We start from the raw sequence: 11,285 nt of genomic DNA on the forward strand, positions 1-11,285 counted from the left end.
GCTGGGCAGCGTCGCCGAAACCGACCTACTGGCCCATCGCGTGCACGCCGCCGTCGACGTGCAGGATCTCGCCCGTCGTGGCGGGGAACCAGTCCGACAGCAGGGCCGCACAGGCCTGCGCCGCCGGGACCGCGTTGTTGACGTCCCAGCCGAGCGGCGCGCGCTCGTTCCAGGTGTCCTCGAAGGTCTGGAAGCCGGGGATGGACTTGGCCGCCGTGGTGCGGATCGGGCCGGCCGCCACGAGGTTGCAGCGGATGCCCTTGGGGCCGAGGTCGCGGGCCAGGTAGCGGTTGGTCGACTCGAAGGCTGCCTTGGCGACGCCCATCCAGTCGTAGACCGGCCAGGCGAACTTCGCGTCGAAGGTGAGACCGACGATCGACCCGCCCTGGTGCATGAGAGGCAGCGCCGCGACGCCGAGGGACTTGAGCGAGTAGGCCGAGGCGTGCATCGCCGTCGACACGTCCTCGAAGGTGCCCTCCAGGAAGTTGAAGGCGCCCTGTGGCGCGAACCCGATCGAGTGCAGCACCCCGTCGAGCCGGTCGACGTGCTCTCCCAGCCGGTCGGCAAGGCTGTCGAGGTCGTCCTGGCTGGTCACGTCGAGCTCGATCACGGGCGGCGTCGTGGGCAGCCGCTTGGCGATCGTCTGGGTGATCTTGAACGTCCGCCCGAAGCTCGTCAGCACCACCTCTGCGCCTTGCTCCTGGGCGATCTTGGCGACGTGGAATGCGATCGAGGAGTCCATGAGGACGCCGGTGATCAGGAGCTTCTTGCCCTCAAGCAGCATGGTGGGTGTCTCTTTCGCTCGGGTGCAGGGAGGGGGTGGGGTCAGTGCCCCATGCCGAGGCCGCCGTCGACGGGGATCACCGCGCCGGTGATGTATGCGGCGTCGTCGCCGGCGAGGAAGCGCACCGCTGCGGCGACCTCCTCGGGCTGGGCGAACCGTCCGGCCGGGATCGTGGCCTGGTAGGCCTTCTTGCGGTCCTCGGGCAGCTCGGCGGTCATGTCGGTCTCGATGAACCCCGGTGCCACGACGTTGGCCGTGATGCCGCGGCCGCCGAGCTCGCGGGAGATCGAGCGGGCAAGGCCGACCAGGCCCGCCTTGCTGGCCGAGTAGTTGGTCTGGCCGGGTGAGCCGTACAGGCCGACGACGCTGGAGATGAAGATGATCCGCCCCTTGCGGAGCCGGATCATGCCCTTGACGGCCCGCCGGGCACACCGGAACGCGCCCGCGAGGTTGGTGTCGATGACGGTGTCGAAGTCCTCGTCGCTCATCCGCATCAGCAGGGTGTCGCGGGTGACGCCGGCGTTGGCCACCAGGACCTCGATCGGACCACCGAGGATCTCCTCGGCCTCGGTGAACGCCTGGTCGACGGACGCGGAGTCCGTCACCTCGCACCTGACCCCGCGCAAGCCCTCGGGCGGCTCACCCGAGCGGTGCGTGACCACGACGTGGTCCCCCGCCTCGCTGAGGGCCCTGGCGATGCTCAGGCCGATCCCCCGGTTGCCTCCGGTCACCAGCACGTTGCGGCCTGCCATGCACTCCTCCGTGGTCGGTCGGGTCCCTTGTCGGGTGCTCGGTCGGTCCCGGTCGGATCCCCGGGAGCTCGTGTTCCGGACCCTATCGACTACCCATGGGTACACCGCATCCGCAGCGGCCTATCGTGGACACATGCCGAGACACCACCGTCACCACCGCGAGCAGGCCCCCGCGGTGCAGTCGGTGACCTCGGCCCCCGAGTCGCTGGCCGACGAACAGGCTGCTCGCATCCGGCGCTACCTGGTCACGATGGGCATCCGCACCGTGAGCTTCATCGGCGCCGTCGTGGCCGCGAGCCAAGGCGCCCCGTGGTGGGTCTGGGGGTCGCTGGCCCTGGCCGCCATCGTGCTGCCCTACGTCGCCGTCGTGCTGGCCAACGCGGTCCGCCCGCGCCCCTCGGGCGTCGCCGCCCCGGTGACGCCGGAGCAGCAGCCTCCCCACGAGATCGACCGGCCGCCCGGTGCCTGAGCACCTGGTCTGCAGCGCCAAGGGGTGCCGCAGCGCCGCCACATGGGCGCACCTGTGGAACAACCCGTCGCTGCACACCGCTGATCGGCGCAAGGTCTGGCTCGCCTGCGACGACCACCGCGAGTCACTCGGCGGCTTCCTGTCCGTGCGCGGCTTCCTCAAGGAGACCGTCACCGCGGAAGCCATCCCCCCGACGGCTGGCTGAGCCCCGACTCGCTGAGCCCCGCTGCCGAGGCGGGGTCTCAGCCGCCGATGGCGGACATCGGGCGGTCCGGCTGGACGAAGTCGGCAGTGCCGATGCCGTGGCCGGGCGCCTTGCGCCACATCTCCCCGCGGATCAGGTCGGCGAGGTCCGCGTCGCTCGCACCGGCCCGCAACGGTCCGCGCAGGTCGGTCTCACGCTGCGAGAACAGGCAGTTGCGCACCTGCCCGTCGGCGGTCAGCCGCGTGCGGTCACAGGCCGCACAGAAGGGGGCCGAGACGCTGGCGATGATGCCCACGGTGTGGGGGCCGCCGTCGACCTGGAACCGCTCGGCGGGCGCGCTGCCCCGGTCACCCTCCGGCATCGGGGTGAGGGTGAACCGCTCCCCCAGCCGGTCGCGGACCTCGGCGGCGCTGATCATCGTCGAGGCGTCCCAGCCGTGCTGTGCGTCGAGCGGCATCTGCTCGATGAAGCGCAGCTCGTAACCCCGGTCGAGACACCACTGGAGCAGGTCGGCGACCGAGTGGTCGTTGATCCCCCGCATCGCCACGGCGTTGACCTTGACGGGGGCCAACCCCGAGGAGGCAGCCGCCTTGAGACCGGCCTCGACGTCGTGGAGGCGGTCGCGGCGGGTGAGGTCGGCGAACTCGGCCGGGTCGATCGTGTCGAGGCTGACGTTGACCCGGTCGAGTCCTGCGTCGGCCAGCGGCTGGGCCAGCCGGTCGAGGCCGATTCCGTTGGTGGTCATGGCGATCCGTGGCCGCGGCTCGAGGGCGGCGATGCGCCGCACGACGTCGACCAGCGACCGGCGCAGCAGGGGCTCTCCGCCGGTGAGCCTGATCTGGGTGATCCCGAGCCCGACGAAGACCCCGATCACCCGGACCAGCTCGTCGTCACTGAGCATCTCGGGCTTGGCCAGCCACGGCAGTCCTTCCGCCGGCATGCAGTAGCGGCACCGCAGGTTGCACCGGTCGGTCACCGAAACACGCAGGTCACGGGCGACCCGCCCGAGCTGGTCCGGCATACCGGGCAGGCCCTCGGGCGGGCGGGCGGTGCCGCGCACGCTGGGGAAGGGAAGGCCGGTCATGGGACCCAGCCTAAGCCGGGTACCGTGATCCGGTGCTCAGAGTGCTCATATCGCGGCGATGGCTGGGCGCTCTCGCGGGTGCAGCGGCGTTCGCCGTGCTCGCGTTCTTCCTGGGCCAGTGGCAGTGGCACCGCTACGAGGCCAAGTCCCAGCGGGCCGACCGCATCACCGCGCACTACGACGCGACCCCGCGTCCGCTGGGGGACGTGATGGGCCCTGGCCCCCTGCCGCTCGCCGAGGACTGGACGCGGGTCACCGCCCACGGGTCGTATGCCGTGGACGAGACGCTCCTCGTCCGGAACCGGCCGTTCGACGGGACGTACGGCTACGAGGTCCTCGTACCCTTCACGACCGACACGGGGCAGACGGTCCTGGTGGATCGCGGCTGGGTGCCGAACGCCGCCACTGCCGAGACCCTGCCGCGCTTCCCTGCCGCGCCTCCCCAGCCGGTGACACTGACCGGGTGGGCCCGACGCAGTGAGGCGTCGCTCGGCCGGGACCTGCCGGCGGGACAGCTCGCCAGCGTCAACACCGACGAGGCCGCCCGCCAGGTCGGCCAGCCCCTCGTGGGCGGGTACGTCGTGCTGCAGGTGGAGCGGCTGCCGGACGGCACGGCACCGGCCCGGCCGGCAGCGCTCGAAGCGCCGGACACCGGACTCGGCCCCCACCAGGCGTACGCCTTCCAGTGGTGGGGCGCGATGGTGCTCGGGTTCGTGCTGGTCTTCTTCGGTGCTCGCCGCGAGCACCTCGACGGGCAGGACGCTGCCGGCTCCCCCGGGCGCGACCGCAGACCCGCCAAGGTCCGGATCTGGGACGAGGAGGACGGCTGACCGCTCACGCGGGGACGTCGGTGGCCTGGCTCTCCTGGTCCGCGAACTGCGTCGTGTAGAGGTCGGCGTACAACCCGCCGAGCTCCATCAGCTGGCGGTGGGTGCCCCGCTCGACGATCCGCCCGTCGTCGACGACGAGGATCTGGTCAGCGCCGCGCACGGTGGACAGCCGGTGGGCGATGACGAGCGCGGTGCGGCCCTCGAGGGCCCCGTCGAGGGCCCGCTGCACGGCCGCCTCGGACTCGCTGTCCAGGTGGGCCGTCGCCTCGTCCAGCACGACGAGACCCGGACCCTTGAGCAGCAGGCGGGCCAGGGCGAGCCGCTGCTTCTCACCACCGGACAACCGGTGGCCGCGGTCGCCGACGACCGTGTCGAGCCCCTCGGGCAGGGCCCGGATGAGCGGCCAGACCTGGGCGGCCTTGAGCGCCTCGACCATCTGCTGCTCGGACGCGTCAGGGTCGGCATAGGCGAGGTTGGCGCGGATCGTGTCGTGGAAGAGGTGGGCCTCCTGGGTGACGACCCCCACGCGCTCGTGGACTGACGCGAGGGTGGCGTCGCGCAGGTCGACTCCGTTGACCCGCACCGACCCGGCGGACGGGTCGTAGAGCCGGGCGACGAGGTTGGTGATGGTGGTCTTGCCCGCGCCGCTGGGGCCGACGAGCGCCACGAGGTGCCCGGGCTCGACCTCGAAGGAGATGTCGCGGAGCACCACGCCGCCGCCCTTGCGGTCGCCGGCTGCAGTGCTCTCGAGCGAGGCGAGGGAGACCTCGTCGGCCGAGGGGTAGCGGAAGGCCACCCCGTCGAGCTGGACGGAGATGGGTCCGGCGGGCAGGGGCCGGGCACCGGGGCGCTCGGTGATCAGCGGCTGCAGGTCGAGCACCTCGAAGACGCGCTCGAAGGACACCAGCGCCGTCATGATGTCGACGCGCACGTTGGACAGCGAGGTGAGCGGCCCGTAGAGCCGGGCCAGCAGGGCGGTGAGGGCGAGCAACGTGCCGACGGTGAGGGTGCCGTCCACGGCCATCAGGCCGCCGAACCCGTAGACCATGGCGGTGGCGAGGGACGCGACCAGCGTGAGCGCCACGAAGAAGATGCTGCGGTTCATCGCGATGCGGACGCCCATGTCGCGCACTCCGGCGGCCCGCTCGGCATACTCGGCGTCCTCACGACGGGGGTCGCCGAAGACCTTGACGAGCAGCGCACCGGCGACGTTGAACCGCTCGGTCATGCGCGACCCGAGGTCGGCGTTGAGCCCCATCTGGGCGTGCGTCAGCCCGGCGAGGCGGCGGCCCATCCACCGGGCAGGAAGCAGGAAGAACGGGACCAGGGCGAGCGACGCGAGCGTGAGCTGCCACGACAGGGTCGCCATCGTCCCGATGATGAGGGCGAGCGAGACGACGTTGCTCACCACCGACGACAGGACCGACGTGAACGCCTGCTGGGCCCCGATGACGTCGCTGTTGAGCCGGCTGACGAGGGCGCCGGTCTGGGCGCGGGTGAAGAAGGCGATGGGCTGCCGCAGCACGTGCGAGAACACCTCGGCGCGCAACGAGTAGATGAGCCCCTCACCGATGCGCGCGGAGTACCACCGCTGGACGAGACCGAGCAGCGCGTTGGCCACCGCGATGCCCGCGACCAGCAGGGACAGCCTGACCACGAGGCCCCGGTTGCGCGGCGTGATGCCGTGGTCGATGAGCTCCTTGAGGAGCAGCGGCGTCGCCACGACCATGGCCGCGTCGATGACCACCAGGACGAGGAACACGGCGATCTCGCGGCGGAACGGGCGCGCGTAGCCAGCCACCCGGCGAGCAGTGCCGGGGGCGAGCTTGCGGTCCTTGACCGTGCCGTCCTGGGTCAACGACCGCATGGCCATCCAGCCGTGCATGCTCACGTGGTCCTCCTCGGTGCGTCACGCGGGAGAACGTCCAGGGCGTCATCACGCATTCCCACCGCCTGATCGTGGCAGAGGGCACCGACACCCCTGGACTCACCCCACCGCCGCCGCCATGTCCTGCTGGATCTGTGCCGCGGTGAGCGCCGAGGAGTAGACCCGGACGTCGTCGAGGCGCCCGGTGAAGTACGAACCGTAGATGTGGTCTCCGCCGATCTCGAGCGGCTGGGTCGAGGCCATGAGGCTGCCCGTCTTGGCGCGGGTGGCCACCTCGACCCCGTTGACGTACAGGCGGACCGTCGTCGCGTCATACGTCGCGGCCACGTGGGACCACGTGTTCACCGGCAGCTGCGCCGTCCCGAAGGTGTCGACCGGCGCACCGGTGGTCCGGACGCCCACGGCGGGCCGGAAGTTGGGCGAGCTCGAGGTGATGTAGAACGTGTCGTCACCCTTGTAGACGATGTCCTTCCACGTGCTGGTCGTGTTCGTGGGGAAGACCCACGCCTCGAGCGTCATCCCGGTGGTCAGATGCAGGGACGCCGAGTCGGGGACGGTCACGCGGGACGTCGTCCCGTTGAAGGCCAGCGCCCCGCCGTTCTTTCCGGCGGTGCTCCACGTCGCGGTGCCGAGCTGGCCGTGGTTGGCCTGTCCGGACGAGTCCGGGACCTGGGTGCCACTGCCCTGGTTGAAGCTGTAGGCCGCCACCGGCAGGGGCCGCGACGGTGCCGCGAACGTCGCGGTGAACGAGGCGTTCGACGTCGGCACGGTGATGGTGTGCGTCGCAGCCCCTCCGTCCGACCACGACGAGAACGTGTAGGTCGTACCACCTGACGTCTGCGTCCGGGCCTCCACCGAGTGCTGGTAGCCCACGAGCGTGTCGAAGACGAACGGGGTCGCCTTGGCGATGCCGTCGAGGTACAGCGTGAGACCGGCGGGCGCGGTGGCGAAGGACAGGTTGACCTTGCGCGGGAAGACGGTCACCTGCGAGGTCGACGACAACCCGCTGGAGTCCTTGACCGTCAACGTGATCCGGTACCTGGTGTTGCCGCTGAAGTCGTGGCCCGACGTCGGCACCGTGAAGGTCCCGCTCTTGACCCCCGTGATCGGGGTGCCCGGGTGGACGTGCCCGTCGTGGAGGAAGTCGATGTTCCACGTGAAGGCGCTCGCGGGCAGGGTCCCGTCGTCAGGGTCGGTGCCCGTTCCGGTGTACGTGATGACGTCACCGGCAGCGAAGGTCGCACCGTCCGTGGGCGCCGTCACGGTCGCCGTCGGCGGGCTGCCCACGGTGATCGTGATGGGAGAGGACGTCGTCTGGCTGGTGCCGTCGGACACGGTCAGCCGAGCCGTGTACGAGCCCGAGGAGTAGGTGTGGGACGGGTTGGCCGCCGTCGATGTGGTCCCGTCGCCGAAGGTCCAGGAGTACGTCAGGGCAACGCCCTCGGGGTCGTTCGACCCGGTGCTGGAGAACTGCACGGCGAGCGGGGCGGTGCCCGACGTGGGCGTCGCGGAGGCCACCGCGACCGGGGCCTGGTTCGAGCTCGAGTAGCTGATCCGGCGCAGCCTGCTCACGCCGAACGTGCCGCCCTCGTCGGAGTAGCCGAGGTCCATGTAGTAGAGCGAGCCCTCGGGACCCTGCTTGAGGTCGACGATGTCGCCGTAGGGCCCGTCGACGCTGCCGTCGGGCGGCTCGAAGTTCGTGACGCCCGTGGCTGCACCGGCGGCGTTGAGCGTGAGGCTGCGGATCCAGTTCTGCGTGTAGTCGGCGATGAACAGCGACCCGCGGAAGGCCTGGGGGAACTGCGTGCCGCGGTAGATGAACCCGGCCACGATGCACGCGTCCCGCCCGTTGTGGGCGTAGCTGTAGACCGGGCTCACGCACGGCGCGGCGCACGCACCCTCGCTGTTCGGCCAGCCGAAGTTGGCCCCTCGAGCCGCGAGGTTGAGCTCCTCGATGGCCGTCGAGGCGTCGTTGCCGCCGACCTCGCCGAGATAGATCCGGTCGGTCGTCACGTCGTGGAAGGCCCGGAAGGGGTTGCGCAGCCCGTACGACCAGATCGAGTCGATGTTGGGCCCGGCGCCGTCGTAGAACGGGTTGTCCGTCGGCACCGTCCCGTCCTTGTTGATCCGGTGAAGCTTGCCGCGGGGGTTGTTCAGCTGCTGCGACAGCTCGGGGATGAAGTGCTCGCCGGTCGTGTAGTAGAGGAAGCCCGCGTTGTCGAACATGATCGCGCCACCGTGGTGCTCCGTGTCGGCGTCCTGCGGGTCCTGGTACAGCACGAACTCGCTGCCCGTCACTGTGCCGGTCAGTGCTGCGTTGGCGGTGAAGCGTGACAGTCGGTCGCGGTTCGGGCTGCCCAGTGTGTAGAAGACGTAGTAGTAGTGGTTCGTGTCGAAGGCGGGGTCGAGGGCGATGTCGTAGATCCCCTGCTGAACCCCCGCCGTGCCGACGTTCGTGAGCGTCAGGAACGGTGTGGGCGAGGCCTGGGTGTATGGCGGTGACAGCACCTTGATCGTGCCGCCCAGCTCCGCCACGAGGAGCCGATTGTCCGGCATGAACTCCATCGTCGTGGGCAGGGTGAAGCCCGTCGCGAGGATGTCGTTGTGGAAACCGTTGCTGTTGGCCACGGCGACGGTGACCGCGGTGGACAGCTTGATGTTGCCGGCGCCGTCACGGGCGCGGGCCGTGAGGCTGTGCGAGCCGTTCGTCACGGTCCTGGTGTCCCACTGCAGCTGGTACGGCGCCTCGGCGTCCTCCGTGCCCACGGACGTCCCGTCGACGAAGAACTGGACCCCTGTTACTGCAACGTTGTCGGACGCCGACGCGGTGACCGTGGTGATGTCCGAGACCTGGGCACCACCCGAGGGAGCCGTGATCGCCACCGTCGGCGCCTCGGTGTCCCCCGAGTTCCCGCCGATGGCGGTGTTCATGTCGGTCTGTACCTGGGCCTGGCTCAGGGCCGTGTCGTAGACCCGGACCTCGTCGATCTGCCCCGCGAAGTACAGGCCGTAGATGTGGTCGCTGCCGATCTCGAGCGGGTTGCTCGAGATCGTGATCGGCCCGCTCTGGGCCCGGCTGGCCACGAGGTTCCCGTCGACGTAGAGCTTCTGGCTGCTGCCGTCGTAGGTCGAGGCCAGGTGCGCCCACGTGTTCACGGTCAGCGCGGACGGCGCGTAGACCTCGCCGTGGGTTCCCGAGAAGAGCGCGCCCGCCGCGGGCCGCGAGCCGTTCGTCGACGTGGCGTTGAGGTAGTAGTTGTCGTTGCCCTTGAAGATCACGTCACGCCAGGCCGACGAGACCGCGGTCGGTCGCACCCAGGCCTCCAGCGTCATCGCGCTGGTCAGGTGCAGCGACAGGGCGTCCGGGACGGTGACCCGCGACGACGACCCGTTGAAGGTGAGGGCCCCGCCGAACTTGCCGGCCGTGGTCCAGGCCGTCGATGCCGTGGTGCCGTGGTTGGCCTGCCCCGAGGCGTCGAGCGCCGCAGTGCCCGAGCCCTCGTTGAACGAGTAGGCGGCGACCAGGCCGAAGGACGCGGCGGTCGCTGCCGGAGCCACGGCCACCGCGGCTGACGCCGCCACCACGCCGAAGGTGAGCGCACCGACGAGGAGCCGGCGACCTCTCTGGAACGGACGTCCTCCGCCAAGGGTCATCGGGCGTCCTTCCTCCAGAGCATCCACGATCCAGTGACCCCACGAGGGCCGTCACGCTCAGGACGGTAGGAGGGCGACGGGCCCGGCGGATCAACCATTTGTCGGAGCCCGCCCCAGCCTGGCCCTCAGCCGAGCGCACGCCCCAGGCCGTGCAGCAGGCGGCTCTGCGCCTCGCGCTCCCGGCGCAGCTGGGTCTCGCGCGGCTCGGTGGCAGCGCTGCGCAGGAGTGGCTTCAGCTCACGCAGGGCGGCGTCCGGCGTCGCGAGGAGCGCCGCGACGAGGTCGGCGGTGGTCGCCTCGAGGTCGGCCCGTGGCACGGCGACGTTCGCCAGGCCGATGTCGACCGCCTCCGTGGCGCCCACGAACCGGCCCGTCGCGCAGATCTCCAGGGCGCGCGCCGGCCCCACGAGGGCCACCAGCGCCGCGGTGCCGGCCAGGTCGGGAACCAGTCCCAGCGAGGTCTCGCGCATCGCGAGCTGGGCGTCGTCCGCGACCACCCGCAGGTCTGCCGCCAGCGCCAGCTGGCAGCCGGCCCCGATGGCGTGCCCCTGGACCGCCGCGACCACGACGGCCGGGACCTCTGCCCAGAGCGAGAACCCCCGCTGGAACACCTCGATCGCCTCCGCGGCGGAGTCCGGCCCCCCGTTCGCGAGGGCGAGCAGGTCCGGCTCGCCGGGCACTCCCCCGGGCGCCAGCATGCCTCGGTCGAGACCAGCCGAGAACGACTGACCCTCGCCGCGGAGGACCACGACGCGCACGAGCGGGTCGAGGCCCGATGCCACCTGGGCCAGGGCGGCCCAGAGGGAGGGGGTCTGGGCGTTGCGCTTGGAGGCGTTGTCCAGGGTCACCGTGACGACGGCGCCCTCGCGGTCGACGCGCAGGTGGGGATGCGGGCGGGTGCTGTCCGGGGTCACGCCGGCAGGTTATCGGCCCGGTGCACGACCAGGTCGGCCACCGCAGCCGTCCTCGCCAGGGCCCCCGCGACCATGGTGACGCCGTGCTGTCCACACTGCTGGGCCATGCGGTCGCGCAAGATCCCCTCGGCGACCATGAACGACACGCCGACGGTGCGCTCGACGTCGTCGGGCAGCCCACGGAGGGCCTGCTCCAGGGACGCTCCGCCGTCCAGGGCACAGACGGCCCAGGGCCCCCAGCCCTCCGGGTGGGCCGCGGCGATGGTCTCCGCCACGGTCGCGACAGCGGCGCTGTCGCTGGAGCCGGCCGCGAAGAGGATCACCGCCGTGCGGGGCGAGGGGACGATCCCCTCGGCGGCGAGCAGCTCGACAGCAGCCTCGAGCAGCAGCGGGTGCGGACCGAGGGGGGCCGCGAGGTCGACGGTCGCGCCTGACTCTCGGCTCATGGTCTCGACGGCCGCGGGCACGTCGACGGCCGCGTGGTAGGCGGGCGTCAGCAGGATCGGCACCACCACCGCGTGGGGACCGAGTCCGCTGGCGGCTTCGGTCGGGCTGGGCGGGTGGTGGTCGAGGTATGCCGTGTGCACGGCTCTCCCCGGCGCCCGGTCACGGACGTGCGTGGCCAGCTGCTCGACGCCCTGGGCGTGCCGGGGGTCGGGCGATCCGTGCGCGAGCAGGACGATGTCAGGTGCGGGGCCCACCCGC

10 protein-coding genes are annotated in these 11,285 nt (G+C 71.2%); 3 read left to right on the forward strand and 7 right to left on the reverse strand.

Going from position 1 to position 11,285, the window contains the following annotated elements; translation table 11 throughout:
- Positions 1 to 25: 25 nt before the first annotated feature.
- Both fabI and fabG read right to left on the reverse strand, forming a co-directional pair.
- On the reverse strand, positions 26 to 784 hold the full coding sequence (fabI, locus tag AC1DV7_RS02840; RefSeq protein ID WP_477594379.1) for an enoyl-ACP reductase FabI: 759 nt from the start codon (positions 782 to 784) through the stop codon (positions 26 to 28).
- A 41-nt stretch (positions 785 to 825) separates the two neighbouring features.
- Positions 826 to 1,536, reverse strand: coding sequence for a 3-oxoacyl-ACP reductase FabG (gene fabG, locus AC1DV7_RS02845; protein ID WP_477594381.1), 711 nt, complete (start codon positions 1,534 to 1,536; stop codon positions 826 to 828).
- A 133-nt stretch (positions 1,537 to 1,669) separates the two neighbouring features.
- Here fabG and AC1DV7_RS02850 point away from each other — a divergent pair, with 133 nt between their 5' ends.
- Together AC1DV7_RS02850 and AC1DV7_RS02855 are read left to right on the forward strand one after the other, a co-directional pair.
- On the forward strand, positions 1,670 to 2,005 hold the full coding sequence (locus AC1DV7_RS02850) for a DUF3099 domain-containing protein (RefSeq protein WP_477594383.1): 336 nt from the start codon (positions 1,670 to 1,672) through the stop codon (positions 2,003 to 2,005).
- Positions 1,998 to 2,210, forward strand: coding sequence for a hypothetical protein (locus AC1DV7_RS02855; RefSeq protein ID WP_477594385.1), 213 nt, complete (start codon positions 1,998 to 2,000; stop codon positions 2,208 to 2,210). Before AC1DV7_RS02850 ends, AC1DV7_RS02855 begins: the two co-directional genes overlap by 8 nt.
- A gap of 37 nt (positions 2,211 to 2,247) precedes the next feature.
- On the opposite strand, the gene moaA is transcribed toward AC1DV7_RS02855, so the two are convergent.
- Positions 2,248 to 3,294, reverse strand: a complete 1,047-nt coding sequence (gene moaA / locus AC1DV7_RS02860) for a GTP 3',8-cyclase MoaA (protein WP_477594387.1) — start codon at positions 3,292 to 3,294, stop codon at positions 2,248 to 2,250.
- 32 nt (positions 3,295 to 3,326) lie between these two features.
- Here moaA and AC1DV7_RS02865 point away from each other — a divergent pair, with 32 nt between their 5' ends.
- Positions 3,327 to 4,124 (forward strand): SURF1 family cytochrome oxidase biogenesis protein, encoded by a 798-nt coding sequence (locus tag AC1DV7_RS02865; protein ID WP_477594389.1) that lies wholly within the window; start codon positions 3,327 to 3,329, stop codon positions 4,122 to 4,124.
- Between the two features lie 4 nt (positions 4,125 to 4,128).
- Here the strand turns inward: AC1DV7_RS02865 and AC1DV7_RS02870 are convergent, their stop codons facing one another.
- From AC1DV7_RS02870 to AC1DV7_RS02885, 4 genes are all read right to left on the reverse strand, one after another.
- Positions 4,129 to 6,009 (reverse strand): ABC transporter ATP-binding protein, encoded by a 1,881-nt coding sequence (locus AC1DV7_RS02870; RefSeq protein ID WP_477594514.1) that lies wholly within the window; start codon positions 6,007 to 6,009, stop codon positions 4,129 to 4,131.
- A gap of 102 nt (positions 6,010 to 6,111) precedes the next feature.
- Positions 6,112 to 9,666, reverse strand: coding sequence for a LamG-like jellyroll fold domain-containing protein (locus tag AC1DV7_RS02875; RefSeq protein ID WP_477594391.1), 3,555 nt, complete (start codon positions 9,664 to 9,666; stop codon positions 6,112 to 6,114).
- Positions 9,667 to 9,791: 125 nt separating this feature from the next.
- On the reverse strand, positions 9,792 to 10,580 hold the full coding sequence (locus tag AC1DV7_RS02880; RefSeq protein ID WP_477594393.1) for an enoyl-CoA hydratase/isomerase family protein: 789 nt from the start codon (positions 10,578 to 10,580) through the stop codon (positions 9,792 to 9,794).
- Positions 10,577 to 11,281: a sirohydrochlorin chelatase gene (locus tag AC1DV7_RS02885; RefSeq protein ID WP_477594395.1), complete on the reverse strand. Its 705-nt coding sequence runs from the start codon at positions 11,279 to 11,281 to the stop codon at positions 10,577 to 10,579. The genes AC1DV7_RS02880 and AC1DV7_RS02885 overlap by 4 nt, the downstream gene beginning before the upstream one ends.
- Positions 11,282 to 11,285 lie beyond the last annotated feature (4 nt).

It is taken from the genome of Pedococcus sp. P2_E4 (assembly GCF_056403935.1).

Bases quoted from the DNA above. Each gene is read 5' to 3' on its own strand.
- fabI (WP_477594379.1), bottom strand. From the start codon at position 784: ATGCTGCTTGAGGGCAAGAAGCTCCTGATCACCGGCGTCCTCATGGAC.
- fabG (WP_477594381.1), bottom strand. From the start codon at position 1,536: ATGGCAGGCCGCAACGTGCTGGTGACCGGAGGCAACCGGGGGATCGGC.
- AC1DV7_RS02850 (WP_477594383.1), top strand. From the start codon at position 1,670: ATGCCGAGACACCACCGTCACCACCGCGAGCAGGCCCCCGCGGTGCAG.
- moaA (WP_477594387.1), bottom strand. From the start codon at position 3,294: ATGACCGGCCTTCCCTTCCCCAGCGTGCGCGGCACCGCCCGCCCGCCC.
- AC1DV7_RS02870 (WP_477594514.1), bottom strand. From the start codon at position 6,009: ATGCACGGCTGGATGGCCATGCGGTCGTTGACCCAGGACGGCACGGTC.
- AC1DV7_RS02875 (WP_477594391.1), bottom strand. From the start codon at position 9,666: ATGACCCTTGGCGGAGGACGTCCGTTCCAGAGAGGTCGCCGGCTCCTC.